Annotated in this window: 28 protein-coding genes; 15 read left to right on the forward strand and 13 right to left on the reverse strand. The window is 73.4% G+C overall.

Annotated features, from left to right (window positions below; translation table 11 throughout):
* From ET526_RS07185 to dapB, 7 genes are all read right to left on the reverse strand, one after another.
* The coding region (locus tag ET526_RS07185; protein WP_135467010.1) for a translation initiation factor IF-2 associated domain-containing protein at nucleotides 1-250 on the reverse strand (250 nt) is incomplete at its 3' end.
* A gap of 125 nt (nucleotides 251-375) precedes the next feature.
* Entirely contained in the window at nucleotides 376-996 is a 621-nt protein-coding gene (locus tag ET526_RS07190) for an RNA-binding protein (RefSeq protein WP_135467011.1), read from the reverse strand.
* On the reverse strand, nucleotides 974-2,548 hold the full coding sequence (gene nusA, locus ET526_RS07195) for a transcription termination factor NusA (RefSeq protein ID WP_135467012.1): 1,575 nt from the start codon (nucleotides 2,546-2,548) through the stop codon (nucleotides 974-976). Before nusA ends, ET526_RS07190 begins: the two co-directional genes overlap by 23 nt.
* Before the next feature lie 12 nt (nucleotides 2,549-2,560).
* The gene (gene rimP / locus ET526_RS07200) at nucleotides 2,561-3,082 is read right to left on the reverse strand and encodes a ribosome maturation factor RimP (protein WP_240048295.1); all 522 of its coding nucleotides are present in this window, start codon (nucleotides 3,080-3,082) and stop codon (nucleotides 2,561-2,563) included.
* Nucleotides 3,083-3,269: 187 nt separating this feature from the next.
* On the reverse strand, nucleotides 3,270-3,992 hold the full coding sequence (gene trmB, locus ET526_RS07205; protein WP_135467014.1) for a tRNA (guanine(46)-N(7))-methyltransferase TrmB: 723 nt from the start codon (nucleotides 3,990-3,992) through the stop codon (nucleotides 3,270-3,272).
* Nucleotides 3,993-4,070: 78 nt separating this feature from the next.
* Nucleotides 4,071-5,258 (reverse strand): methionine adenosyltransferase, encoded by a 1,188-nt coding sequence (metK, locus tag ET526_RS07210; RefSeq protein ID WP_135467015.1) that lies wholly within the window; start codon nucleotides 5,256-5,258, stop codon nucleotides 4,071-4,073.
* A 166-nt stretch (nucleotides 5,259-5,424) separates the two neighbouring features.
* The gene (dapB, locus tag ET526_RS07215; protein ID WP_408869758.1) at nucleotides 5,425-6,201 is read right to left on the reverse strand and encodes a 4-hydroxy-tetrahydrodipicolinate reductase; all 777 of its coding nucleotides are present in this window, start codon (nucleotides 6,199-6,201) and stop codon (nucleotides 5,425-5,427) included.
* A gap of 331 nt (nucleotides 6,202-6,532) precedes the next feature.
* Here dapB and ET526_RS21910 point away from each other — a divergent pair, with 331 nt between their 5' ends.
* The 9 genes from ET526_RS21910 to ET526_RS07260 are packed head-to-tail and all read left to right on the forward strand — an operon-like array spanning nucleotide 6,533 to nucleotide 15,749.
* Entirely contained in the window at nucleotides 6,533-7,105 is a 573-nt protein-coding gene (locus tag ET526_RS21910; RefSeq protein WP_240048297.1) for a MarR family winged helix-turn-helix transcriptional regulator, read from the forward strand.
* 56 nt (nucleotides 7,106-7,161) lie between these two features.
* Complete coding sequence (mdlC, locus tag ET526_RS07225) at nucleotides 7,162-8,754, forward strand: benzoylformate decarboxylase (protein ID WP_135467018.1); 1,593 nt, start codon at nucleotides 7,162-7,164, stop codon at nucleotides 8,752-8,754.
* A gap of 21 nt (nucleotides 8,755-8,775) precedes the next feature.
* Nucleotides 8,776-10,248, forward strand: a complete 1,473-nt coding sequence (locus ET526_RS07230) for an aldehyde dehydrogenase (RefSeq protein ID WP_135467019.1) — start codon at nucleotides 8,776-8,778, stop codon at nucleotides 10,246-10,248.
* Nucleotides 10,249-10,283: 35 nt separating this feature from the next.
* Nucleotides 10,284-11,507: an amino acid ABC transporter substrate-binding protein gene (locus ET526_RS07235; protein ID WP_135467020.1), complete on the forward strand. Its 1,224-nt coding sequence runs from the start codon at nucleotides 10,284-10,286 to the stop codon at nucleotides 11,505-11,507.
* 3 nt (nucleotides 11,508-11,510) lie between these two features.
* Nucleotides 11,511-12,389, forward strand: a complete 879-nt coding sequence (locus ET526_RS07240; protein WP_135467021.1) for a branched-chain amino acid ABC transporter permease — start codon at nucleotides 11,511-11,513, stop codon at nucleotides 12,387-12,389.
* Nucleotides 12,386-13,297 (forward strand): branched-chain amino acid ABC transporter permease, encoded by a 912-nt coding sequence (locus ET526_RS07245; RefSeq protein ID WP_135467022.1) that lies wholly within the window; start codon nucleotides 12,386-12,388, stop codon nucleotides 13,295-13,297. Before ET526_RS07240 ends, ET526_RS07245 begins: the two co-directional genes overlap by 4 nt.
* Nucleotides 13,294-14,025 (forward strand): ABC transporter ATP-binding protein, encoded by a 732-nt coding sequence (locus ET526_RS07250; protein WP_135467023.1) that lies wholly within the window; start codon nucleotides 13,294-13,296, stop codon nucleotides 14,023-14,025. Before ET526_RS07245 ends, ET526_RS07250 begins: the two co-directional genes overlap by 4 nt.
* The gene (locus ET526_RS07255) at nucleotides 14,018-14,734 is read left to right on the forward strand and encodes an ABC transporter ATP-binding protein (protein ID WP_135467024.1); all 717 of its coding nucleotides are present in this window, start codon (nucleotides 14,018-14,020) and stop codon (nucleotides 14,732-14,734) included. Before ET526_RS07250 ends, ET526_RS07255 begins: the two co-directional genes overlap by 8 nt.
* A gap of 37 nt (nucleotides 14,735-14,771) precedes the next feature.
* Entirely contained in the window at nucleotides 14,772-15,749 is a 978-nt protein-coding gene (locus ET526_RS07260; protein WP_135467025.1) for a Bug family tripartite tricarboxylate transporter substrate binding protein, read from the forward strand.
* 74 nt (nucleotides 15,750-15,823) lie between these two features.
* On the opposite strand, the gene minE is transcribed toward ET526_RS07260, so the two are convergent.
* Genes minE through minC form a run of 3 tightly spaced genes read right to left on the reverse strand, consistent with a single transcriptional unit; the run spans nucleotide 15,824 to nucleotide 17,753 of the window.
* On the reverse strand, nucleotides 15,824-16,144 hold the full coding sequence (gene minE / locus ET526_RS07265) for a cell division topological specificity factor MinE (protein ID WP_240048298.1): 321 nt from the start codon (nucleotides 16,142-16,144) through the stop codon (nucleotides 15,824-15,826).
* Entirely contained in the window at nucleotides 16,141-16,962 is an 822-nt protein-coding gene (minD, locus tag ET526_RS07270) for a septum site-determining protein MinD (protein WP_135467027.1), read from the reverse strand. Before minD ends, minE begins: the two co-directional genes overlap by 4 nt.
* A gap of 38 nt (nucleotides 16,963-17,000) precedes the next feature.
* Nucleotides 17,001-17,753: a septum site-determining protein MinC gene (gene minC, locus ET526_RS07275; protein ID WP_135467028.1), complete on the reverse strand. Its 753-nt coding sequence runs from the start codon at nucleotides 17,751-17,753 to the stop codon at nucleotides 17,001-17,003.
* A gap of 230 nt (nucleotides 17,754-17,983) precedes the next feature.
* Between minC and ET526_RS07280 the strand changes: the two genes are divergently transcribed.
* Nucleotides 17,984-18,439, forward strand: a complete 456-nt coding sequence (locus ET526_RS07280) for an acyl-CoA thioesterase (protein ID WP_135467029.1) — start codon at nucleotides 17,984-17,986, stop codon at nucleotides 18,437-18,439.
* 75 nt (nucleotides 18,440-18,514) lie between these two features.
* Nucleotides 18,515-19,480: a D-2-hydroxyacid dehydrogenase family protein gene (locus ET526_RS07285; RefSeq protein ID WP_135467030.1), complete on the forward strand. Its 966-nt coding sequence runs from the start codon at nucleotides 18,515-18,517 to the stop codon at nucleotides 19,478-19,480.
* Between the two features lie 7 nt (nucleotides 19,481-19,487).
* On the opposite strand, the gene ET526_RS07290 is transcribed toward ET526_RS07285, so the two are convergent.
* Together ET526_RS07290 and ET526_RS07295 are read right to left on the reverse strand one after the other, a co-directional pair.
* Nucleotides 19,488-20,690 carry a Zn-dependent hydrolase gene (locus ET526_RS07290; RefSeq protein WP_135467031.1) on the reverse strand — a complete coding sequence of 401 codons (1,203 nt, stop codon included), beginning with the start codon at nucleotides 20,688-20,690 and terminating at the stop codon, nucleotides 19,488-19,490.
* A 71-nt stretch (nucleotides 20,691-20,761) separates the two neighbouring features.
* Nucleotides 20,762-21,550, reverse strand: coding sequence for a cyclase family protein (locus ET526_RS07295; RefSeq protein ID WP_192898668.1), 789 nt, complete (start codon nucleotides 21,548-21,550; stop codon nucleotides 20,762-20,764).
* A gap of 163 nt (nucleotides 21,551-21,713) precedes the next feature.
* Here ET526_RS07295 and ET526_RS07300 point away from each other — a divergent pair, with 163 nt between their 5' ends.
* On the forward strand, nucleotides 21,714-22,151 hold the full coding sequence (locus ET526_RS07300) for a PaaI family thioesterase (protein ID WP_135467033.1): 438 nt from the start codon (nucleotides 21,714-21,716) through the stop codon (nucleotides 22,149-22,151).
* Nucleotides 22,152-22,235: 84 nt separating this feature from the next.
* Here ET526_RS07300 and ET526_RS07305 read toward each other — a convergent pair whose 3' ends face one another.
* Entirely contained in the window at nucleotides 22,236-23,876 is a 1,641-nt protein-coding gene (locus tag ET526_RS07305) for a thiamine pyrophosphate-binding protein (protein ID WP_135467034.1), read from the reverse strand.
* A gap of 92 nt (nucleotides 23,877-23,968) precedes the next feature.
* On the opposite strand from ET526_RS07305, the gene ET526_RS07310 reads away from it, so the two are divergent.
* From ET526_RS07310 to sdhC, 3 genes are read left to right on the forward strand one after another with little or no spacing between them, the layout of a single operon-like run.
* Complete coding sequence (locus ET526_RS07310) at nucleotides 23,969-24,733, forward strand: succinate dehydrogenase/fumarate reductase iron-sulfur subunit (protein WP_135467035.1); 765 nt, start codon at nucleotides 23,969-23,971, stop codon at nucleotides 24,731-24,733.
* On the forward strand, nucleotides 24,730-25,083 hold the full coding sequence (locus ET526_RS07315) for a succinate dehydrogenase (RefSeq protein WP_240048299.1): 354 nt from the start codon (nucleotides 24,730-24,732) through the stop codon (nucleotides 25,081-25,083). Before ET526_RS07310 ends, ET526_RS07315 begins: the two co-directional genes overlap by 4 nt.
* Nucleotides 25,080-25,472: a succinate dehydrogenase, cytochrome b556 subunit gene (sdhC, locus tag ET526_RS07320; RefSeq protein WP_135467036.1), complete on the forward strand. Its 393-nt coding sequence runs from the start codon at nucleotides 25,080-25,082 to the stop codon at nucleotides 25,470-25,472. Before ET526_RS07315 ends, sdhC begins: the two co-directional genes overlap by 4 nt.
* Nucleotides 25,473-25,475 lie beyond the last annotated feature (3 nt).

Raw genomic sequence — 25,475 nt, forward strand, 5'->3', positions numbered from 1 at the left:
CCCCGCCGGCGCGCGGCGCGGTGCCGGGGCCGGACCGCGCGCCGGCAGGTCCGGCAGCGCCGGCCGCGCGCTGGCCCGGCGCGCCGCCCCGCTTCTTCACCACCTCGACCTGCACCGTCTTGCTGCGGCCATGGCTGAAGCTCTGGCGCACGCTGCCCGCGTCCACCGTCTTGCCCAGCTCCAGCCGGCCGGAAGCGGGCCGAAGGGTCAGCCGGCTCTTGCCTGCGTCCTGCTCGTTCTGGTCGCTCATCCGCCGATCCGAACCCGATCCGTCTTGCGTCATGCCTGCCATGCCACGGGAGGCCCCGGGACATGTCCCAAAAAATCACCGGCGCGAATGGGCGCGCCCCCGTCCAGTCCGCCTCGGCGTCCCGGTCACACCGCCTCGGTGCCGAAGCCCCCGAGGCGGGCGGCTTCCGTTGCGATGGCCTCCGCCAGCCGCCCGGGCGCGATGGCCACATGGACCACATGCTCGCGCCCGAAGACGCCGCCGAGCTGCCCTGCCGGCAGTGGCGCCACCACCGGCACGGCCCGCCCGCCCAGGAGACGGGCCCGCTCCGCCGGGCTGCCGTCCGAAGCCTCCACCAGCAGACCGGCCTTGCCGGCCTGCAGCCATTCGCGCACCGCTTCCCGCCCGCACACCGCCTGCCCGCCGCGCCGGGCGAAGCCGATGAGGTCCCGGACCCGGCGCCTCAGGCCGTCCTCGATCCGCGCGCGAAGGTCGGGGGGCAGGTGCACGGGGCCGCGGGCCGCCCTTGCGAAGGCGCCGCGCTGCGCCGCGCGTTCTAGCACATCGGCCCTCGCGGACAACCACATTCCCCGCCCCGGCAGCCGCCCCTCCAGATCCGGCACCAGGACCCGGTCCGGCCCCAGCACGAAGCGGATCATCGCCTCCTTCGGCAGCCGCTCGCGCGTGACGACGCAGCGGCGGAGCGGGCCGCGTTCCGGCTCCTCCTCCGCCTCGGGGCCAGGATCAGGCGCGGGCGCCGCTGTCATCGGCAGCCTCGCCGGCGGCCGGGGCGGGCGCCGCCGCGGCCTCGCCCGAGAACCAGTGCTCGCGCGCGGCCATGATGACGGCGTTCGCGGTCTCCTCGTCGATCGCCTCGGAACCGAGGATCTCGATCAGCTCGTCGGAGGCGAGGTCGGCGAGGTCGTCGAGCGTCTTCACCCCCTTCTCGCCGAGGGTGACCAGCATCGCCGGGGTGAAGCCGCCCACCTCGGCCACCGCGTCCTCCACGCCGAGCTCGCGCCGCCTCGCGTCCAGCTCCTCGTCGCGGCGCTGCAGCCAGGCCTCGGCGCGGCGCTTCAGCTCGGCCGCCACGTTCTCGTCGAAGCCCTCGATGCCGGCGAGCTCCTCGTCCTCGACCGCGGCGATGTCCTCGACCGAGCCGAAGCCCTCGGTCACCAGCAGGCCGGCGATCACGTCGTCCACGTCCAGCGCCTCGACGAACAGGGCGCTGCGCTTGCGGAACTCCTCCTGCCGGCGCTCGCTCTCCTCGGCCTCGGTCAGGATGTCGATGTCCCAGCGGGTGAGCTGGCTGGCGAGGCGCACATTCTGCCCGCGCCTGCCGATGGCGAGGCTGAGCTGGTCGTCCGGCACCACCACCTCGCAGCGGCGGTTCTCGTCGTCCAGCACCACCTTCGTCACCTCGGCCGGGGCGAGAGCGTTGACGATGAAGGTCGCCTGGTCTGGCGACCAGGGGATGATGTCGATCTTCTCGCCCTGCAGCTCGGCCACCACCGCCTGCACGCGGGAGCCGCGCATGCCGACGCAGGCACCGACCGGATCTATGCTGGAGTCGCGGCTGATCACCGCCATCTTGGCGCGGCTGCCGGGGTCGCGCGCCACCGCCTTGATTTCGATGATGCCGTCGTAGATCTCCGGCACCTCCTGCGCGAAAAGCTTGGCGAGGAAGCCGGGATGGGTGCGGGAGAGGAAGATCTGCGGTCCGCGTGGCTCCTCGCGCACGTCGTAGATGTAGGCGCGCACGCGGTCGCCGTTGCGCAGGCTCTCGCGCGGGATGGTCTCGTCGCGGCGCAGCAGCGCCTCGGCGCGGCCGAGGTCCACCATGAGGTTGCCGTACTCGGTGCGCTTGACCACGCCGCTCACGATCTCGCCGACGCGGTCCTTGTACTCCTCGTACTGCTTCCTGCGCTCGACCTCGCGCACCCGCTGCACGATCACCTGCTTCGCGGTCTGCGCGGCGATGCGGCCGAAGTCTATCGGCGGCAGCGGATCTATGATGTGCTCGCCGGCCTTGATGCCGGGCCGGATCTTCTGCGCGATGCGCAGCGGGATCTGCGTCGCCTCGTTTTCCACCGGCTCCTGCTCGACCACCTCGGTCCAGCGCTCGAGCCTGACGCGACCGTCCTTGCGATCGATGAAGGCGCGAATGTCCTTCTCGTGCCCGTACTTGGCGCGGCCGGCCTTCTGGATGGCCTGCTCCATCGCCTCCAGCACCTCGTCGCGCTCGATCATCTTCTCGCGCGCGACGGCGTCGGCGACCTGCAGCAGCTCCGGGCGGGCGATGGCGACGTCAACGGCCATGGCCTGTCTCTCCTAGTTCCTCTTGGCGTCCGCCGCCGTGGCGGCGATCAGCGCGTCGGTCAGCACCAGCTTGGCGCGGCGGATGTTGGAGCGGGGGAAGGCCATCTCCGTGCCGTCCTCCAGCCGCAGCCGCGCCATCTCGGCGTCGGCGCCGAGCGCGATGCCCTTGAAGCGCTTGCGCCCCTCGAGCGGCACGGCGAGCTCCAGGGTCGCCACATGCCCGGCGAAGCGGTTCCAGTCCTTGGCCCGCGTCAGCGGGCGGTCGATGCCGGCCGAGGAGACCTCGAGCGTCCATTCGCCGCGGATCGGATCCTCGACATCCAGCACCGCGCCGACGGCATGGCTGATCGCCTCGCAATCCTCGACGGTGAAGGGGGCGCCGTCGGCGCGGTCGGCCATGATCTGCACCACCGGCCGTTCCTTGCCGCTGACCTGCACGCGCACGAGCTCGTAGCCCATGTGCTCGATGGTCGGCGCCACCGCCTCGGCGATGCGCCCTTCCAGCCCTTCGTGAATCGGCCGCTCGATGTCCAAAAACAAAAAAGGCGGCCCGTTAAGGCCACCCCCCGCCTGCCTCGGATGGTGATGTTGGCCGCAATATAGGCCCGCCCCGCCGCGCCGGCAAGCGGCCCCGATGCCGTTCCCCGCGAGCATGGCCGGGCGAAGGCCGCGCCAGAGCGGATCCCGTCCGGGCGGGCTCCCCTGAACAGGGGAAGACGCCCTAGCGCCGGCGGGCCGACCAGTAGAGGGGGCGCCGGCCCTCGCGCAGGGCCTTCGCCTCGTAGCGGGTCGGCGGCCAGCCCTCGGGCCGCGCCCTCGCGGGGAGCGGCAGGTCGAACAGGGGCGAGGCGGCGAACACCTCCTCCACCCAGGCCTGGTAGGTCGGGTCGTCGGTGGCGATGCGCCACTCCGCCCCGGACCTCAGCACCCGCGCCACCACCGGTAGCATGGCCGGGTGGACAAAGCGGCGCTTGGCGTGGCGCGCCTTCGGCCAGGGATCGGGAAAGAGCAGGAACAGCCGGTCGAGGGAAGCCTCCGGCAATAGGGTCAGCAGCCGCCGCGCATCCTCGGGCCAGAGCCTGAGGTTCGGCGGCAGCGGCGCCGTCTCCTCCTCGCCCTCCGGCACCAGGCGCGAGAGAAGGGAGCATAGCCCGTTCTCGAACACCTCCGAGGCGATCAGCCCGACGCGGGGATGGGCGGCGACCTGCGCCAGCGCATGCTCGCCCCCGCCGAACCCCACCTCCAGCCACAGCGCCTCCAACGGCATGGGGAAGGCGGCACGCGGGTCGCCCGCCGCCTCGGCCGGGAGGCGCAGGCGGGGCAGCGTCACCTCCAGCAGACGTTGCTGGCGGGCGCGCAGCGGATGGCCGCGGCGGCGGCCATAAAGGCGGTCGGGAACGCCTTCGGGCATGATGCGGCCTGGCGGCGGCCTGTCATTCGTCATGGCGGCGGAACGCGAAGGGGGCGGCGGGGCGCCGCCCCCGAGGCCTGAGGCATCCCCCCGGGCGGGAGGGGCGGCGCCTCAGCGCGAGAAGGCGCGCTTCAGCTCCGGCACGAGGTCGGTCCGCTCCCAGGTGAAGGTGCCCCTCTCCTCGTCCGGGGCGCGGCCGAAATGACCGTAGGCGCTGGTCGGCACGTAGATCGGGCGGTTGAGGTGCAGGTGCTCGCGTATGCCGCGGGGCGAGAGGTTCACCAGCTCGTTCACCACCCGCGCCAGCTTCGTCTCGTCCACGTCCCGCCCGGTGCCGTGCAGGTCGAAATAGACGGAGAGCGGGCGGGAGACGCCGATGGCGTAGCTCACCTGGATGGTGCAGCGATCCGCCAGCCCCGCCGCGACCACGTTCTTCGCCAGGTAGCGGCAGGCATAGGCGGCGGAGCGGTCCACCTTGGTCGGGTCCTTGCCGGAGAAGGCGCCGCCGCCGTGCGGCGCCGCGCCGCCATAGGTGTCCACGATGATCTTGCGCCCGGTGAGACCGGCATCGCCGTCCGGCCCGCCGATCACGAACTTGCCGGTGGGGTTCACGTAGAACTCCGCCTCCGGGCACATCCAGCCGCGCGGCAGGCTGCTTTCCACGATCGGCCAGAGCATGCGCTTGATCTCCGCCTGCTCCATCCCCTCCTCGTGCTGGGTGGAGACGACGACGGAGGTCGCCTGCACGGGGCGGCCATCGACGTAGCGCAGCGTCACCTGGCTCTTGGCGTCGGGCAGGAGGCCCCTGACCATCGGGTCACCGCTGCGGCGCATCTCGCTGATGCGGCGCAGGATCAGGTGCGCGTAATAGATCGGCGCCGGCATCAGCTCCGGCGTCTCGGTGCAGGCATAGCCGAACATGATGCCCTGGTCGCCGGCGCCCTCATCCTTGTTGCCGGCGGCGTCCACGCCCTGGGCGATGTCGGCGGACTGGGCGTGCAGGTGGCACTCCACCGCCGCCTTCTGCCAGTGGAAGCCCTCCTGCTCGTAGCCGATGTCGTGCACCGCCATGCGCGCCCGGTGCATCAGCAGCTCGGGCGTGATGGAGGCGGGGCCGCGCACCTCGCCGGCCAGGACGATCCGGTTGGTCGTCACCAGCGTCTCGCAGGCGACACGGGCGTAGGGATCGGCTTCCAGGTAGGTGTCGAGGACCGTATCGCTGATCCGGTCCGCCACCTTGTCCGGGTGGCCCTCGGAGACGCTCTCCGAGGTGAACAGGTACTCGCCCTTGTCGCGCATGGCGTGGTTCGTCCTCTTGTCGCGGCGGGGAGCGGGCAGCGCCCCGGAGAAGGGTGCAGGCGGTTCGGCGCCGGGGCAGGCGGCAGGCCCCGAGCGGGGCTGCCCGGCCGCCGGGGCCGCCGGTGTTTCGCAGCCGGCGCACGGGGGGTCAAGCCGCGCCGTGCCATCAGGCCATGCCGAGCACGTGCCTCATATCATAGAGGCCGGGGGAGCGGCCCTGCAGCCACAGCGCCGCCCGCACCGCGCCGGTGGCATAGACCCGGCGGTCGAAGCTGCGGTGGGTCAGGGCGATGTGTTCCGAGGCGGCGGCGAAGAGCAGCGTATGCTCGCCCACCACCTGCCCGCCCCGCAGCGCCGCGAATCCGATCGTTCCGGTCCGCCGCGCCCCGCAATGGCCGTCCCGGCCGCTCTCCCGCCCCGCCGCCTCCAGCGTGGTGCCGCGGCCACGGGCGACGGCCCGGCCGAGAGCGAGCGCGGTGCCGGAGGGCGCGTCCACCTTCTGGCGGTGGTGCATCTCCACGATCTCGGCATCGTACTGGGCGGCGGGCAGGGCAGCGGCCATGCGCTCGGCGATGGCCAGCACCAGGTTCACGCCGGGGGCGAAATTGGCGGCATAGACCACCGGCACCTTCTCCGCCGCCGCCACGACCGCGGCCTCGTCCTCGGCCGAGAGGCCGGAGGTGCCGAGCACCAGGGGCTTGCCCGCCCGCGCGGCGGCGCTGGCATGGGCGGCGGCGGCCGAGGCGTGGGTGAAGTCGATCACCACGTCGCTGGCCGCAAACAGGCTGGCGGCGTCCGGCAGCACCGGGCCGGGCACACCTTGGCCTGCACCGCCCGGCCGCAGCGTCCCGCCGGCCAGGGTGGCGCCGGCCGCCGCCACTTCCTCCGCGAGCAAGCGCCCCATGCGCCCGGCGATGCCGGCGATCCCGATCCGGAGGGACATCTCCATGCTCCATGCCGCACCGCCACAGGCTTCGGGGATCGGCCTCACGGGGTCAAGCGACAAGGAGCGGGGGGGGGCGGGCGGTGGCGCGGATGGGACCGCTTCCGCACCACCGCCTGCCAAGGCCGCCGCTGGGGGGAGGACGGCGGCTGCCCGGGTGAACGCGGCGGGCCAGAGGCGGTTCCCGCCCCTTCGACAGGATGAGGGTGCCCAGCGGCGGGCCATTGCCGCTTGCGGGCGGCCGAAGGTTGGATATCCTACGATTTCGGGAACAGGCCCTTCAGGGCCCGGCGGGAGGGTCCCGCCGCCACCGAGGGGAGGCCGGGTCCAGGTGTCACATGCCCTGCCCGCAGCGCGCCGCCGGGCCGCGCCCACGCACTGGTCGCGCGGTGCCGGCACGCCGGCGGCACGGAAGGCCGCGGCGCCGGAACGCGCCGGGCACGAGGAGGCGGGCCCGCCGCCGGCGGAGACCACGCTCGCCCTCGGCGGGCTCGACGGCCAGATCGGCTTCCTGCTGCGCGTGGCCCAGGAAGCCTCCTTCCAGGCCTTCGCGCGCCGCACGGGCGAGGCGAAGCTCCGCCCGGGCCGCTACGCCATCCTGGTGCTGATCGATGCCAATCCCGGCATCTCCCAGACCGCGCTCGGCGCCGCCGCGGGGCGCGACAAATCCACGCTGACGCCCGCCCTGGCCGATCTCGAGCGGCGCGGCCTCGTGCGGCGGCAGCGCATGGCGCATGACCGGCGGAGCTACGCCCTCACCCTCACCGAGGCGGGGCGCGCGGTGCTGCAGGCGCTCTCCCGGCATGCCGCGGCGCATGACCGGCGGCTCGACGCGCTGGTGGGCGAGGAGAACAGGCCGGCCTTCATGGAGGGCCTGCGCCGGATCATCGCCGGCCTGGGCTGAAGGGGGAAGAAGTGGGCGACGCAACGGGCGGGCGGGCGGGCAGGGCTCCGGCGGGCATGACGACGGTCCGGCAGGCGGTGTTCGACCTGCTGCGCTCCCTCGGCATGACCACGGTCTTCGGCAATCCGGGCTCCACCGAGCTCGGCTTCCTCGACCGGTGGCCCACCGATTTCCGCTACGTGCTGGGCTTGCAGGAGGCCTCGGTGATCGGCATGGCGGACGGCTACGCCCGCGCCACGGGCAGGGCGGCCTTCGTCAACCTGCACTCCGCGGCCGGGCTGGGCCACGCGCTGGGCAACGTCTTCACCGCCTACCGCAACCAGGCGCCCATGGTGATCACCGCGGGCCAGCAGGCCCGCGCCCTGCTGCCCAACCTGCCCTTCCTGGGCGCCAGCGAGGCCGCGGCCTTTCCCAGGCCCTACGTGAAATACAGCATCGAACCGGCGCGGGCCGAGGACGTGCCGGCCGCGATCGCCCATGCCTGGCATGTCGCGATGCGAAAGCCCTGGGGTCCCACCTTCGTCTCCGTGCCCGCCGACGATTGGCGCGCGTCCTGCTGGCCGGTGCCGGCCCGCGTCGTGGCGCAGGATGTCGCCCCCGACCCGGCGCTGATCGCGGAGGCGGCCCGGGCCGTCGCCGCCGCCCGGCGCCCGGTGGTCGTCGTGGGGCCGGAGGTGGACCAGGAAGGCGCCGGCGAGGCGATGGTGCGGCTCGCGGAGCGCATCGGCGCGCCGGTGCTGACCAGCCCCTTCTCCTCCCGCCTCTCCTTCCCCGAGGACCATCCCCTCTTCGCCGGCTTCCTCACCGCCGCGCCCCAGGCCGTCTCGGAGGCGCTGGCGGGCCACGACCTCGTGCTGGTGGTGGGGGCGCCGGTCTTCACCTTCCATGTTCCGGGCGATGCCGCGATCTTCCGCAGCGGCACTCCCATCATCCACCTGACCACGGATGGGGAGGCGGCGGCCTCCGCCCCGGCCGGCACCAGCATCCTGGGCAGCCTGCGTCTCTCCCTCCCCGCCCTGGCGGAGAGGCTGCCGGAGGCTTCGGGGCGCGTGCCGCCACCACCGCGCCGGCGCCCGCCCCCGCCGGCGCCCGCCCATCCCATCCCCGCGGAGTTCCTGCTGCACCGCCTGCACCGGGCCATGCCCGAGGACGCGATCCTGGTCGAGGAGGCGCCCTCCCACCGACCTGCGATGCAGGCGCAGGTGCCGATGCGGCGCTGGGGCAGCTTCTTCACCATGGCCAGCGGCGGGCTCGGCTACGCCCTGCCCGCCGCGGTGGGCATCGCGCTCGCCAAGCCGGAGCGGCGGGTCGTGTGCCTGATCGGCGACGGGTCCATGATGTACTCGCCCCAGGCGCTGTGGACGGCCGTGCAGCACCGGCTGCCGCTCGCGGTCGTGGTCGTCAACAACGGGGGCTATGGCGCGATGCGCTCCTTCAGCCAAGTGCTGCAAACGCGCGACGTGCCGGGCGTGGACCTTCCCGGCCTCGACTTCGTCAGTTTGGCGCGCGGCATGGGCTGCCCGGGCGCGCGGGTGACGCGCGCCGAGGAGCTGGACGACGCCCTGGCGGCGGCGATGCGGAGCACCGGGCCGGCGCTGGTCGAGGCGGTGGTCGATGCGGCCGTCCCGACGCTCTACGCCAGGTCCTGAACACGGCACGGAGGAGGCATCATGCCGGACGCTCCCCTGATGATCGGCGAGCGCGACCTGCCCGCCACCGGCAACGCGACCTTCGAGCGCCGCAACCCGGTGACCGGAGAGGTGGCGACCCGCGCGGCGGCGGCGACGGAGCAGGACGCGATCGCGGCGGCGGATGCGGCGGCCGCGGCCTTCCCCGCCTGGTCGGCGCTCGGACCCAATGCGCGCCGCGCCCACCTGCTGAAGGCCGCCGACCTGCTCGCCGCCAGGACGCCGGAGTTCGTCCGGCTGATGGCGGAGGAGATCGGCGCCACCGCCGCCTGGGCCGGCTTCAACGCGCAGCTCGCCGCCTCGATGCTGCGCGAGGCCGCGGCGATGACGACGCAGGTGACGGGCGAGGTCATCCCGTCGGACAAGCCGGGCTGCATCGCCATGACGGTACGCCAGCCCGTGGGCGTGGTGCTGGGCATGGCGCCCTGGAACGCCCCCGTCATCCTCGGCGTGCGCGCCCTCGCCCTGCCGCTCGCCTGTGGCAACACCGTGGTGCTGAAGGCGAGCGAGCACTGCCCCGGCACGCACCGGCTGATCGGCCAGGTGATGCGCGAAGCCGGCCTGCCGCCGGGCGTGGTGAACGTGGTGACCCACGCCGCGGAGGACGCGCCGGGGATCGTGCGGGCGCTGATCGCCCACCGGGCGGTGCGGCGCATCAACTTCACCGGCTCCACCCGCGTCGGCCGCATCATCGCGCAGGAGGCGGCGAAGCACCTGAAGCCGGTGCTGCTGGAGCTTGGTGGCAAGGCGCCGATGATCGTGCTGGAGGACGCCGACCTGGACGAGGCGGTGAAGGCGGCCGCCTTCGGCGCCTTCATGAACCAGGGCCAGATCTGCATGTCCACCGAGCGGCTGGTGGTGCAGGAGGGCGTGGCCGACGAGTTCGCGCGGCGCCTGGCCGCCTTCGTCGCGACGCTGCCGGTGGGCGACCCGCGCGGTGGCAACGTCTTCCTCGGCTCGGTCGTGGACGAGGCGGCGGCGGCGAGGGTGGAGCGCCTGGTGCGCGACGCGGTCGGCAAGGGCGCCAGGCTGCTCGGCGGCGGGCCGCGCCGGGGCACCATCATGCCCGCCTCCATCCTCGACCACGTCACGCCGGGGATGGAAATCTATTCCGAGGAGTCCTTCGGTCCCGTGGTCTGCATGATCCGCGTGAAGGACGAGGAGGAGGCGATCCGCATCGCCAACGACACGGAATACGGCCTCTCCGCCGCGATCTTCACCCGGGACGTGGCGCGCGGGCTGCGCCTAGCGCAGAGGATCGAGAGCGGCATCTGCCACGTCAACGGCCCGACCGTGCACGACGAGGCGCAGATGCCCTTCGGTGGCGTCAAGGCCAGCGGCTACGGCCGCTTCGGCGGCCGCGCCGGCGTGGCCGAATTCACCGAGCTGCGCTGGATCACGGTGGAGACCCAGCCCGGAAGATACCCGTTCCCGGCGGAGACCGGGGCGCACTGACCGGCGCCGCAACCAGGCAGGGAGGAGGACAGGGAATGACGGGCTTCACCATCGGCCGACGCGCCGCGCTGGCAGGCGCCGCGGCCTGCCTCGCCGCGCCGGCGATCGGGCGGGCGCAGGGCACGCCCGCGGCGGTGCGGATCGGCTACGCCATCTCAAAGACCGGCCCCAACGCCGGCGGCGCCAGCATCACCACCATCCCCAATTACGAGCTCTGGGTCAGGGAGGTGAACGAGGCGGGCGGGCTGCGCCTCGGCGACCGGCGCGTGCGGATCGAGGTCGTGGAGTACGACGACCGCAGCATCAGCGAGGATGCGGTGCGGGCGGTGGAGCGGCTGGTCAACCAGGACCGCGTGGACTTCGTGCTCCCGCCCTGGGGCACGGCGCTGAACCTCGCGGTGGCGCCGATCCTGAACCGCGCCGGCTACCCGCAGCTCGCCGCGACGGCGGTGACGGACCGCGCGCCGCAGCTCGGCCAGCGCTGGAGCAACTCCTTCTGGCTGCTCGGCACCGGCCAGGACGCCGGCGCGGGACTCGCCGAGGTGCTCGGCCCCGCGAAGCAGGCCGGGCTGATCGGCGACACGGTCGCCCTCGTCTCGGTCGCCGACGGCTTCGGCATCGAGCTAGCGAACGGCATGCGGCCGGCGCTGCAGCGCGCGGGCTTCCGCCTGACCTACGACCGCTCCTACCCGGTCGGCACGCAGGACATGGCGCCGATCCTGGCCGAGGCCGCGCGCGGCAACCCCGAGGTCTTCGTCGCCTGCTCCTACCCGCCCGACACGCTGGCGATCACCGAGCAGGCGCGCGTCTCGGGCTTCAACCCGAAGGTCTTCTACACCGGCGTCGGCACCGCCTTCCCGCTCTACAAGCAGCGCTTCGGCGCGAACGTCGAGGGCGTGATGGGCGTGGGCGGCGTGGACGCGGCGAGCCCGCGCTTCCAGGACTACAAGCGCCGCCACCTCGCGGCCTCCGGGCGGGAGCCAGACCGCTGGGCCTCGTCCATCGTCTTCGCCAGCCTCGAGATGCTGCAGCAGGCGATCGAGCGCGTCGGCCGCATCGACCGTGCGGCGGTGATCCGGGAGCTGCAGACCGGCAGCTTCGACACGGTGATCGGCACCGTCAGGCTGCAGAACAACCTGCTGACTGACACCTGGGTGGTCGGCCAGTGGCAGGACGGGGAGTTCTACGGCGTGGTGCCAACCCGCAAGCAGGGCGCCCGCCAGCCCATCGTGCCGAAGCCGGCTTGGCGGCCCACCTGAGCCATGGAGGCCGTCGGCGGCGTCCTCTTCTCCGGCATCGTGCTCGGGGGGATGTATGCGCTGGTGGCGATGGGGCTGACGCTGCAATACGGCGTCGCCCGCATCATGAACCTCGCCTATGGCGAGTTCGTGGTGGCGGCGGGCTTCGCGGCGCTGTGGCTGTTCACCGCAGCGCAGGTGAGCCCGCTCCTCGGGCTGCTCCTGGTGATGCCGGCGGCCTTCCTGCTCAACCTGATGATCTACCGCGTCCTGCTGCTGCCCCTGGTGCGCCGGGCAAGGAGCCCCGGCGCGCTGGAGACGGATAGCATCCTCGCCACCTTCGGCCTGCTTTTCGTCGTGCAGGGCGTGCTGCTCGCCGCCTTCGGCGGTGCCTACCAGAACTACAGCTACCTCTCCGTGCCGATCGGCCTGTTCGGCGCCACCGTCACGGCCAACCGCCTCGTCGCGCTGCTCTTCGCCGCGGCGATCGGCACCGCGCTGTGGCTCTGGCTGGCGCGGACGCGGGCCGGCACCGCGGTCCGCGCGGTGGCCGTCAACCCGGAAGCGGCACAGCTCGTCGCGATCGACGTCCGCCGGGTGGCGGCGCTCGCCTTCGCCGTGGGCGGCGCGATGGTCGCCGCGGGCGGCGTGCTGGTCAGCATGTTCCTGACCTTCAACGCAGCCATGGGCGTGGTCTTCACCATGAAGGCGCTGGTGGTCGTCATCATGGGCGGCGTCGGCAACCTGATGGGCTGCCTGGTGGCGGGGCTGTTGCTCGGCCTGGTGGAGACGGCGGTGGCGAGCTGGGTGGATCCGGGGCTGACCCTCGCCGCGACCTATGCGCTCTTCCTCTTCGTCCTCATCCTCCGGCCCGCCGGGCTGTTCGGCCGGCCCGCGCGATGAGCGGCACCGCCCTCGCCCTGGCGCTCGCCGCCCTCCTGGCGCTCGGCACCGTGCCGCTGCTCGACGACGGCTTCTGGCTCGCGCTGGCGATCAACATCGCGCAGTACGCCGTGCTCGCCACCGCCTGGGCGCTGTTCTCGGGCCCGACGCGCTACATCTCCCTCGCCACCGCGGCCTTCTTCGGCATCGGCGCCTACACCGTGGCGGTGCTGGGCGAGGCGCTGCCCTGGCCGCTGGTGCTGCTGGCCGCCGGCGGCATCGGCGTGCTGGTCTCGCTGCTGGTGGGCCTCGCGACCCTGCGCCTGTCCGGGGTCTATTTCGTCGTCTTCACCTTCGGCCTGGCGGAGCTGATCCGCCAGCTCGTCACCTGGTTCGAGGTGAACGTCGCCCGCTCCATCGGCCGCTACGTCTTCGTGGACATCACGCAGCCGCAGATCTACTGGCAGCTCCTCGGCCTGTTCGGCCTGCTGCTGGTGATCGGCACCTGGCTCAGCCGCTCGCGCCTCGGCTTCGCGCTGCGCGTGATCGGGGAGGACGAGGTGGTGGCGCGGCATGCCGGCATCGACACGGCGCGCGTCAAGATCGCGCTCTTCGCCCTCTCGGCGCTGTTCCTCTCGCTGACCGGCGCGGTGATGGCGCCGCGCTGGACCTACATAGATCCCGCCATCGCCTTCAACATGACCACCTCCTTCCAGGTGCTGATCATGGCGCTGCTGGGCGGCGCGCAGAGCCTGCTCGGGCCGCTGCTCGGCGTGATCCCGCTGGTCCTGCTGTTCGAGGTGCTGGGCGCGAACTTCCCGAACCATTTCAGCATCCTGCTCGGCGCCGCCTTCATGCTGGTGGTCTATGCCGTGCCGCGGGGCATCGTCGGCCTGCTCGCGCGCGCGCGCCGGCGGGCGGCGGCATGAGCGTGCCCCTGCTGCGCGTCGAGGGGCTGACCCGCGCCTTCGGCGGGCTGGTCGCGGTGCAGGATCTCTCCTTCGAGGTGCGCGAGGGGGAGATCCTCGGGCTGCTCGGACCGAACGGCTCCGGCAAGACCACGGCGCTCAACCTCGTCTCCGGCGCGCTGGCGCCGGATGCGGGGCGGGTGACGCTGCGGGACCGCGACGTCACCGGCCTCGCGCCGCACCGGCTCAGCCGGCTCGGCATCGCCCGCACCTTCCAGCTCGTCCGCGTCCTGCCCGCCATGAGCTGCGCGGAGAACGTGCTGGCCGGCATCGCTTTCGGGCGCGACGCGGCATGGGGCGGCGCCGCGTGGGACCGGGCGCGGGCGCTGCTGGCCCGGGTGGGCCTGGCGGGCAGGGAGGATCACCGCGCCGACACGCTGACCTATGTGGACCAGAAGCGGCTGGAGCTGGCCCGCGCCCTCGCCCTCTCGCCACGGCTGCTGCTGCTCGACGAGTGGCTCGCCGGGCTGAACCCGACGGAGCTGAGGGAGGGCATCGCGCTCATCCGCTCGCTGCGCGACGAGGGGCGGACCGTGCTGATGGTCGAGCACGTGATGGACGCCATCCGCGCGCTGACCGACCGCTGCGTGGTGATGAATGCGGGCCGCCGGATCGCCGAGGGGCCGCCCGGCGCCGTGCTGGCCGAGCGCGAGGTCGTCCGCGCCTATCTGGGGGACGAGGATGCTTGAGGTCGCCCGCCTCTCCGTCAGCTACGGCCAGCATCGCGCGCTCGACGGCGTCGCCCTGCATGTCCGGCGCGGCGAGGTGCTGGCCGTGCTCGGCGCCAACGGCGCGGGCAAGAGCACGCTGCTGAAGGCGCTGGCCGGGCTGGTGCGCCCCGCGCCGGGGGCGCGCATCCGCCTCGGCGGGGCCGACATCGCCGCGATGGAACCGCACCGCGTGGTGGAGGCCGGCCTCACCCTCGTGCCGGAGGGGCGCGGATTGTTCGGCGAGCTGACGGTGCGGGAGAACCTCGCCCTCGGCGCCCACCCTCGCCGCGCCCGCGCGGGCGAGGCCGCGCGGCTCGACCAGGTGCTCTCCCTGTTTCCCCGCCTGACCGAGCGCATGGGCCAGGTCGTGCGCACCATGAGCGGCGGGGAGCAGCAGATGGTCGCGGTCGGCCGCGCGCTGATGTCGGCGCCGGAGATCCTGCTGCTGGACGAACCCTCGCTCGGCCTCTCGCCGCTCATGTGCGGCGAGCTGTTCCGGGCGCTCGGCCGCATCCGCTCAACCGGCGTCGGGGTGCTGCTGGTGGAGCAGAACGCCAAGCGGAGTCTCGGAATCGCCGACCGGGGCATCCTGCTGGAGAACGGGCGCGTCGTCGGGGAGGGCGAGGCCGGCGCGCTCGCCGCCGATCCGGCGGTGCGCCGGGCCTATCTCGGCATCGATGCCGCCTGAACGAGGAGCGCGCGTCCGCGCGGAAGGAGGAGAGGAAATGCCCGAGACCACCCTGCCCCGCCGCCTGCTGCTCGCCATCGCCGCGAGCGGCCTGGCCCTGCCCGCCGCCAGGGCGCAGTCCTGGCCGTCGCGGCCCGTCCGCATCATCGTGCCCTTCCCGCCGGGCGGTCTCGTGGACGTGCTGGCCCGCCCCGTCGCGCAGCGCCTGACGGCGCAGCTCGGCCAGCCCTTCGTGGTGGAGAACCGCGCCGGCGCCGGCGGCAACATCGGCGCCGACGTGGTCGCGAAGGCGGCGCCGGACGGCTATACCCTGCTGGCGAGCTCCCTCGGGCCGCTTGCGGTCAACCAGTACATCTACCGCACCATGCCCTACGACACGCAGCGGGCCTTCACGCCCATCGTGCTGCTGGCGACCACGCCGAAGGTGATGTGCGTGGCGAATGCGCGGCCGTGGCGCGACGTGGCGGCCGTGGTCGCGGAAGCGAAGGCGAGGCCCGGCCGGCTCACCGGCGGCTCCGCCGGGCCCGGCACCAGCCTGCACCTCGCCCTGGAGCTGTTCAAGCAGGTCACCGGCACCGACATCCAGCACGTGCCCTATCGGGGCGCCGCGATGGCCGTCACCGATCTCGTCGCCGGCCAGATCGACATGATCATCGACAACGTGCCGAACATCCTGGGGCAGATCCGCGGCGGCCAAGTGCGGCCGCTCGCGGTGGCGACCGAGCGCCGCCTGCCGCAACTGCCGGAGGTGCCGACCATGCGCGAGGCGGGCGTCGACCTCGTCTTCGGCACCGCCTTCGGCATGGCGGCGCCGGCCGGCACGCCGCCCGAGATCATCAGCCGGGTGGCCGAGGTGGCCACCGCCGCGCTGCGGGATCCCGAGGTCGGGGGGCGGCTCGCGGAGCAGGGCGCCATCCTCGGCGGCGGCACACCGGAGCAGTTCGCGGCGCTGATCGAACGCGAGCGCAGCCTGCTCGAGCCGGTGATCCGCGGTGCCGGGATACGCGCGGAATAGCGTGCGGGCGGTCCGGCCGGCGGCGCCCTTCCCAAGCCTTCGGCGCGAAGCTCGGGCGCGCGCGGCCGCCGCCGTCAGCCCGCCGTCGCCTGCTGCTGCTGCCCCGCCGCGGCGCGCGGCGGCTGCTCCGTCTTCGGGCCGGGCAGCTCGATCTCGATCGCCAGGGTGGACATGTCTCCCCCGCGGTCGAGGTTGACGGCGACCTTGCCCGGATCGATGGCGACGTAGCGCGCCACCACCGCGACCAGCTCCTGCTGCAGCCTCGGCAGGAAATCCTCGCGGGTGCGGCCGATCCGCTCATGGGCCAGCACGATCTGCAGCCGCTCCTTGGCCTGGTTGGCGGAAGGCGGCGCCTCCGGCTTGCGGGCGCGGAAGAAATCGAGCCAGCTCATCATGCGGCCCTCCCGCCGAACAGGCGGCGGAACAGCCCGGCCTTGCGTTCGGGTTCGAGGAAGCGGTGCGGCACGCTCTCGCCAAGGAAGCGGGAAACCGCGTCCTTGTAAGCTTGGCCCGCGTTGCTCTCCTGGTCGAGGATCACCGGCGTGCCGGTGTTGGAGGCGCGGAGCACGCTCTCGCTCTCCGGCACCACGCCGAGGAGGGGAATCGCCAGGATCTCCTGCACGTCCTCGAGCTTCAGCATCTCGCCGCGGGTCACGCGCTCCGGGTCGTAGCGGGTGACGAGCAGGTGCTCCTTCACCTTGTCCCGCTTCTCCTCGGCGCGCTTCGACTTCGACTGCAGGACGCCGAGGATGCGGTCCGAGTCGCGCACCGAGGAGACCTCGGGGTTGGTCACGATCACCGCCTGGTCGGCGAAGTAGAGGGCGAGCAGCGCCCCCTTCTCGATCCCGGCGGGGCTGTCGCACAGGATGTAGTCATGATCGGCCGACAGCTCCTCGATGATCTGGCCCACGCCCTCGCGGGTCAGCGCATCCTTGTCGCGGGTTTGGCTGGCCGGCAGGATGGAGAGCGTGTCCACCCGCTTGTCCCGGATCAGCGCCTGGGAGAGCCGCGCCTCGCCCTGGATGACGTTGACGATGTCGAACACCACCCGCCGCTCGACGCCCATGATCAGGTCGAGGTTGCGCAGGCCGACATCGAAGTCGATGACGACGGTCTTCTTGCCCCGCTGCGCGAGGCCGGTGGCGAAGGCCGCGCTGGTCGTGGTCTTGCCAACGCCGCCCTTGCCCGAGGTGACGACGATCACTTGCGCCATGGGCACATCCCCCTGCTGAAATCCCCTGCGTCCCAGCCTCAGCCCAGCGGCTCGAACCGCATCTGCTCCCCCTCCAGCCGCACCTGCACGGCGCGGCCGATCGGCGCCTCCCCCAGCCCCTCGCGCACCGCGTAGTAGCCGGCGATCGCGACCAGCTCGGGATCGAAATTCATGGCGAAGATCCGCGCCTCCGGATTGTCCGACGCGCCGGCCACCGCCCGGCCGCGCAGCGTACCGTAGACGTGGATGTTGCCGTCGGCGATGATCTCCGCCCCCGGATTGACCGTCGAGACGACGACGAGGTCGGTTCCCTGCGCGTAGATCCTCTGGCCGGAGCGCACCGGCTCGGTCACCAGCAGCGCGGCACGCGTCCCGCCGGCGAGGGCGGGGGCCTGCGCCGGCGGCTGGCGGGGCTGCGGCGCCTCGGGGGCGGGTGCAGCGGCGAGCGGCACCTCCTCCTCCTTCCCGCCCGCGGCGCGCACCGGCGGCAGCCCCGCGGCCAGGGCGGCCTGGCGCTGGGCGGGCGTGCCCCCGATGGTGCCGATCGGCACGATCTCCAGCGCGTGCAGCCCCTCGACCAGGGCGCGGAAATCCACCGCCTCGGCCGAGGCCTCCAGGTCCTGCAGCCCGATCACGATCGGGGCGAATCGGAGGAAGCCGGGGGCGCGGCGGAACTGGTCCCCGAGCACCGGCAGGACGGCCTCCGGCCGGGGATCGAGCAGGCGCAGCACCAGCAGGCTGAAATTGCTGGCGCGCAGGCGGAAGGTCTCGGTGCGGGCTGATGCGGACAAGAGGCTCTCGGGTCGAGGGCGGACAGGATTCCGTCTATAGCGGCGCCGTGAGCGCGGGCGAAGCGGCAATCCGCCACCGGTGCGGTTTTGTCCCGGCCCCGGCCCGGCGATAATGTCGCCGGCCCCGGGCCGGGGAGAGCGACAGCCCCCCGGAGCCGGCCCCCGCGCGGGCTGCCGCCGCGCGGCCCGCGCCCGCGGCGCCACCCAGCCCAAGGAGAGGCCTCGCCCACATGAGCGGCAAGATGATCGGCACCCGTGCCGATTACCGTTGGTTCGTCACCATGGACACGCGCTGGATGGACAACGACGTCTACCGGCACGTGAACAACGTCCAGTACTACAGCTTCTTCGACACGGCGGTGGCCCGCTTCCTGCTCGAGGCCGGCATGTTCGGCGAGGGCACGCTCGACCTCGATTCGGTCCCGAGCGTCGGCCTGGTGGTGGAAACGCAGTGCCGCTACCACGCCCCCCTCGCCTTCCCCGACCGGGTCGCCGTCGGGCTGCGGCTCGGCCGCCTCGGCACCTCCTCGGTCCGCTACGAGATCGGCGTGTTCCGCAACGAGGAGGACCGCGCCTGCGCGGAGGGGCATTTCGTGCACGTCTATGTGGACCGGCGCGAACAGTCCCGGACCGTGCCGGTGCCCGGCCGGCTGCGCGAGGCGCTGGCGCGGCACCTGCAGGGCTGAGCGCCGCCCCCTTGACGGCCAGGGCGCGGGGTCGCGTGATCGCGCCGCGCATGGCCGGAGGCATGGGAGGAAGCGATGCCGGGACTGAGCCGCCTCGGGATTCTCGACGACTACCAGGGCGTGGCACTGGCCATGGGCCCCTGGGACCGGCTGCCGCAGGGCCTCGCGGTCGAGGTGTTCCGCGACACCCTCACCGACCGCGAGGCGCTGGCGCGGCGCCTCGCCCCCTTCGACGCGCTGGTGATCATGCGCGAGCGCACCCCCTTCCCCCGCGCGCTGATCGAGCGCCTGCCCAATCTGCGCCTGCTCGTCACCACCGGCCTGCGCAACCGCGCCATCGACCTAGAGGCCTGCGCCGAGCGCGGCATCACCGTCTGCGGCACGCCGAGCTTCGGCAACCCCACCGTCGACCTGACCTGGGGGCTGATCCTCTCGCTCATGCGCCGCATTCCGGAACAGGAGCGGGCGCTGCGCGAGGGGCGCTGGCAGGTGGCGCTCGGCCGCGGGCTCGAGGGAAAGACGCTCGGCATCGTCGGCCTCGGCAATCTCGGGAGCCGGGTGGCGAGGATCGGCGCCGCCTTCGGCATGCGCCTCCTCGCCTGGAGCCAGAACCTGACCGAGGAGCGGGCCGCCGCCGTCGGCGCGGCGCGGGTGGACAAGGAGACGCTGCTCGCCGAGGCCGATGTGGTGACGCTGCACCTGATCCTGTCGGAGCGCACGCAGGGCATCATCGGCGCCGCCGACATCGCGCGGATGAAGCGGAGCGCCGTGCTGGTGAACACCAGCCGCGGCCCGCTGGTGGATCAGGAGGCGCTGATCGCGGCGCTGCGGGAGGGACGGATCGCCGGCGCCGGCCTCGACGTGTTCGACCAGGAGCCGCTGCCGCCGGGCCACCCCATCCTCTCGGCGCCGAACACGGTGCTGACCCCGCATCTCGGCTACGTGACGGAGGAGAATTACCGGGCCTATTTCGCGGGCGCGGTGGAGGCCGTGCTCGGCTACCTGGCCGGCACGCCGGTGCGGGAGCTGCGCCCGGGCTGAGCCGCCCTCAGCCCTTGAGGAACGCCTCGGCGGCGTCGGCGAGCACCTGGCAGCCGAGGACGAGGTCCTCCTCCTTCGTGTCCTCCGCCCAGTGGTGGCTGATGCCCCCGATCGAGGGCACGAACAGCATGGCCACCGGCATGCGGCGGGCGATGTACTGCGCGTCATGCCCGGCGCCCGAGGGCATGCGCTGCCAGGCGCCCGGCGCGTGCCGCTCCGCCGCCGCGTCGAGCGCGGCCATCATCGCCGGGTCGCAGAGCGCGGGCGTGGCGCGGCTCATCTGCGTCAGCGTGGCGGCGCAGCGCTCGCGGCGGTTGCTCTCCCGCACCAGGGCGCGCAGCCCCGCCTCCATCCGCTCCAGCACCTCCACGGAGACGTCGCGGAACTGGAACAGCACCTCGGCGCGGCCGGGGATGATGCTCGGCGCGCCGGGGTCGAGCAGGATGCGCCCGGTGGTCCAGGTGCTGCGCTCGCCGCAGATGCGGGGGAACTCCCGGTCGATGGCGGCGAGCAGGCGCACCGCGGCGAGGCCGGCATCCCTGCGCTCGGCCATGGTGGTGCCGCCGGCATGGTCCTGCTGGCCCTCGATCACGATCCGCCACTGCCAGATCGCCACGATGCCGGTGACCACGCCGAGGCGCAGCCCCGCGCCCTCGAGCTGGGTCCCCTGCTCGATGTGCATCTCGAAGAAGCCTTTGTGCCGCCCGGGCTCGATCCGCAGGCGCGGCCTGCCGGCGAGCCCCGCGGCGGCGAGAGCGTCGCGCAGCGCCGTGCCGTCGTTGCGGCTGCGGCTGCGGTCGATCTCCTCCTCCGTCAGGTCGCCGATGATGGAGCGGGAGCCGAGGAAGCCGCCCTCGAAATGCCCCTCCTCGTCGGCGAAGGCGCAGACATCCACCGGCAGGCCGGCGCGGGCGAGCGCCACCCCGGCCACCACCCCGAGCGCACCGTCCAGCCAGCCCGCCTGGTTCTGGCTCTCGATGTGGCTGCCGACGAGCAGGTGCGGCCCGGGTCCGCGGTGGCGGCCGTAGACGTTGCCGATGCCGTCCATGCTGGCTTCCAGCCCGCATTCCTCGAGCCGCTCCATCAGCCAGCGCCGCGCCTCCATGTCCTGCGGCGAGTAGGTCGGGCGGTGCACGCCGGTGCGGTACTTGCCGATCTGCCGGAGGTCGTGCAGGTCCTGGAGGAAGCGCGCGGCGTCGATCTGCGGCATGGCCGGGTCTCGTTCCCTTCTTGGCGGACGATGCTGGCGCGGAGCGCCCGCGGCCGCAACCGGGTCGTCCGCTACTCGTCGAGGATCGCCACCGCGCGGGTCCAGCCGGCGGAGCCGCGGTGCACCTTCACCGGGAAGCACACCACCTGGAAGCCGCGCGGGGGCAGCGCCTCCAGGTTGTGCAGCTTCTCGAGGTGGCAGTAGCCGATCTCCCGCCCCGCGCGATGGCCCTCCCAGATCAGCTCCGGCGAGCCGCCCTCGGCGATGCGGCGCCTCGTGAAGCTGAAGGGCGCGTCCCAGGACCAGCCGTCGGTGCCGACCACGCGCACGCCGCGCTCCAGCAGCCACAGCGTCGCCGCCTTGCCCATGCCGCAGCCGCTGTCCACATAGTCGTCCTCGCCGTAGCGGCTGCCGGCGCGCGTGTTCACCAGCACGATCTCGAGCGGCCTGAGCTCGTGGCCGATGCGCCGGAGCTCCGCCTCGACATCGGCGGGCTGCACCACGTAGCCGTCCTCGAAATGGCGGAAGTCGAGCTTCACGCCGGGCTGGTGGCACCATTCGAGCGGCACCTCGTCTATGCGCCAGGAAGGCTCGCCGCCCGGCTTCAGCCGTTCGTTCATGCGCGAGAAGTAGTGGTAGGGCGCATCCAGATGGGTGCCGTTGTGGGTGGAGATGCGCACCCGCTCCACCGCGGCGTATTCGCCCTCCGGCAGGTCCTCGACGCGCACGCCCATGTACTCCGCCATCTGCGGCGCGGTCTGGTGATGGTCGAGATACTCGATCTGCGGCAGGCTGTGCGGCGGATCGCTCCTGATCCCGGCCTTGAGGGGAACGGAGATGTCGATGAAGCGGCGGGGCATGGGGCTGTCTCCTGCGGGACGGCCGGCAGCCTGCATGGCGCGAGGCCCGGGCGGCAAGCGCTGCCGGCGCCCGATCCGCCGGGCCGGAGGCGCCGGTTCCGCGCCGCCTTGGGGCGGGCTATGAGGCTGCGCACCCGGAACGCTGCGAGGAACGGTCAGACAGATGGAGGCGAAGGACGAGGTGGCGGAGCGGATTCCCGCGGGCTTCGTGCCGCGGCCCGTGGGCGGCGGCTTCCTGGAGCCCTTCGGGCCGCTCTACATCCGCCGCGGCGAGGGGCCGAGCGTCTTCGGCCTCCGCATCGAGCGGCGCCACTGCAACGCCAAGGACATGGCGCATGGCGGGATGCTGGCCACGCTCGCCGACATCGTCCTCGGCATCGGCGGCTTGGAGCAGGCGGGGGTGCCCGGCTTCTTCGTGACCGTCAGCCTGCAGACGGATTTCCTCGGCCCTGCCCCTCTCGGCGCCTGGGTCGAATGCCGGCCGGAATTGCTGCGGCGGACGCGTACGCTGATGTTCGTCCAGGGCACCTTCGCCGCCGAAGGCCGGCCGGTGCTGCGCGCGAGCGGCGTGTTCCATCTTCCGAAGCCGGCGGCCGCGTAGCTTTCCGTCCGCCCGGAGCATCCCCGTCCGTTTCGGATCGCGGCGAATGCCCCGGTTCCCCGGCATGTCTAGGCCCGCCGCACTCTAGGCCCGCCGCACCACCGGCGCCGGCTCGCCGGCGATCAGCACGTTGACGCAGGCCGGCCTGTCGCTGGCGAAGGCGCGTTCCAGCGCCGCGGGCAGATCCGCCGCGCGCTCCACGAACTCGCCATGCCCGCCGAGGGCCGCCGCCGCCAGGTCGTAGCGCGTGCCCGGCGCCAGCGCGCAGCCATGCGCCCGCTCGGCGCCATAGTCGCGGAGCTGGATCTGGTACTCCGCATTCCATCTCGAATCATTGCCGACCACCGCGACGAAGGGCAGGCCGTGGCGGCAGGCGGTGTCGAACTCCGCCATGTGGAAGCCGAAGCTGCCGTCGCCCATCACCGCCAGCACCGGCGCGCCCGGCCGGGCGGCGCGGGCGGCGAGGGCGAAGGGCAGGCCGGCGCCGATCGCGCCCGCCACGCCGTTGATGATGCGCGTCGGCGCCGAGAGCAGCGACTGCGCCCACTGCCCGATCTCGCCGCCATCGCAGACCAGCACCGCCTCCGGGCTGCGGGCCAGGTGGGGCTGCAACGCCGCGCAGAGCGCCACCGGATGGATCGGTTCGGCGGCCGCGCGCAGCGCCTCCCACGCCGCCGGACGGTGAGCGATGGCCGCCTCGGCCTGCACCGTCCAGCCGGTATGGGGGCCGGCGGAGCCCTGCGCCGCCTCGGCCAGCGCCGCCGCCGCCTCCGCCGCGCCGGAGAGCGCGGCCAGCGCCAGACGCCCCGGCAGCAGCCGCGCCGCGCGCGCCAGCAGCGCCGGCTCGGGGTCGAGCACGATCCAGCGGCAATCCTTGGCCACTGCAGGCGGGCGGCCGAAGCGCAGGGTGAAGTCCAGCGCCTTGCCGAGCAGCAGGATCAGGTCCGCCTCCGCCAGTACCTCCGGGAAGGCGCCGAGCGAGGGATCGTTGACGCCGCGCGGGCTCTCCATGGGGACGACGGGAATGCCGAGGGCGTTGCGCAGCGCCGCCAGCCGCGCGCGGCCGCTCGGCGTGCACAGCGCCGGCGGCGCCAGCACCAGCGGGCGCCTGGCCGCCGCGATCTCGGACACCACCGCCGCCGCCATGCGCGGCGGCAGCGGCAGCGGCTCGGGCGCGAAATCGGCCGCCTGCGGCCATGCGACTTGGGAGGCGTCCACCTCCGCCTCCAGCACGTCGGTCGGCAGGCCGAGATGCACCGGCCCCGGCCGGCCGCCGCGCGCGAGCCGCACCGCCCGCGCCAGCTCGCCGGCGAGCCCCGCCGCCGAGCGCGCCACCCAGGACCCCTTGGCCACCGGCGCGGCGAGGGCGGCGTTGTCCAGTTCCTGGAAGGCGCCGAGGCCGAGCTCGGCGAGCGGAGCGTGGCCGGAGAGCAGCACCAGCGGCACCTCCCCCGCCAGGGCCGTGGCCAGGCCCGCCACCGCGTTGGCATGACCCTGGCCGCCGGTGACCAGGGCGATCCCCGCCTCGCCCGTCAGCCGCCCCCAGGCATCGGCCATGTGCACCGCCGCCGCCTCGTGACGCGTGTGGATCAGCGACGTGCCACGGCCGAACAGGGCATCGAAGACCGGCATGATGTGGTTGCCGGAGAGGGTGAACACCGTTCCGACGCCGGCGCGCCGCAGCCCCTCCACCAGCACCTCCGCGCCGCGGATCCTTCCCTTCATGCCGCGCTCCTCCCGCCTCGGGTCCGGCGGACCTTGGGCCGGCCTTGTGCCCGCGGCAAGACCGGTTAGTTTGCCGGGACGGAGGGAACGGGATGCCGCAGACCAGCAGGGAGGAACGGGAGGGGCCGCGCACGCTCGCGGTCCGCGTCTGGCGTGGCCGGGAGGAAGGCGGCTTCCGCGAGTACCGCGTGCCGGCCCAGGCCAACCAGACGGTGCTGGACGTGGTCACCTGGATCCAGCGCGAGCTCGACCCCACCCTCGCCTACCGCTTCGCCTGCCGCGTCGGCATGTGCGGCTCCTGCGCCATGACGGTGAACGGCCGCGCGCGCTGGACCTGCCGCACCCATGTCAGCCGCGTCGCCGGGCCGGAGGGGCGGCTGGAGCTGCGCCCGCTCGCCAACCTGCCGGTGATCCGCGACCTCGCCGCCGACATGACGCCCTTCTTCGACAAGTGGGCGAAGGCGCGCGGCCGCTTCCAGCCGAAGGACGCGCCGGACGGCGCGGTGCCGGAGGAGTTTCACGTGGTGCCGCCCGCCTCGCGGCAGCGGCGGGAGGCCGATGCCGGCATCGAGTGCATCGGCTGTGGCGTCTGCTACGCGAGCTGCGACGTGGTGTCCTGGAACCCGGACTATCTCGGCCCCGCCGCGCTGAACCGCGCCTGGACCCTGGTGAACGACGTGCGCGACGGGGCGCAGGCGGAGCGGCTGGCGGCGGTGGCCGGCGACGCCGGCTGCCATTCCTGCCACTCCACCCAGTCCTGCACGGAGCACTGCCCGAAGCAGCTCGACCCCTCGGCGGCGATCGCGGGGCTGAAGCGGCGGCTGTTCTGGGACACGCTGCTCGGGCGGCGCGCATGAGGGCGATGACGAGCGTGCGCGGGCAGGTGCATCTCTGGGTCGCGCAGCGCGTCACCGCCATGCTGCTGGCGGTGGCGGTGACGGTGCATCTCGTCACCATCATCCTCGCCGTGCGCGGCGGCCTCACCGCCGCCGACATCCTGGGACGGCTGCGCGGGCACGAGGGCTGGCTGGCGTTCTACGCGGTCTTCGCCCTCGCCGCCGGGCTGCACGGCGCCATCGGGCTGCGCAACATCGCCGCCGAGATGCTGGGTTGGCGCGGCCGGGGCTTCGACCTCGCCTGGCTCGGCATCGGGCTGCTGACAGCGGCCTTCGGCATCCGCGCCGCCTGGGGGCTCTACGCGGCATGAGGGCGCAGGCCCCCTCCCCCGTCGGCCCGGCGGCGCCGCGGCGCCCGGGGGGGCTGCGGGCGCGTCCGCATCCGACCTACCTCGCCTTCCTGGTGCACCGGGTCTCCGGCCTGCTGCTGGCGCTGTTCCTGCCCCTGCATTTCTGGGCGCTCTCGCGCGCCATCGAGGGCGAGGCGGCGCTGGAGGGCTTCCTGCGCTGGGCGGATACCCCGCTGGTGAAGGCCGGGGAGTGGCTGCTGGTGGTGCTGCTGGCGGCGCATCTCGCCGGCGGGCTGCGCGTGCTGGCGCTGGAATTCCTCGGCTGGCGGCGCCGGCAGAAGGACATGGTGGCGGTGACCGCGGGCTTCGCCTTGGCCTGCGGCCTGCTCTTCCTGCTCAACCTGCTCTAGGGC

Source organism: Crenalkalicoccus roseus (assembly GCF_004761865.1).
Lineage (GTDB): Bacteria > Pseudomonadota > Alphaproteobacteria > Acetobacterales > Acetobacteraceae > Crenalkalicoccus > Crenalkalicoccus roseus.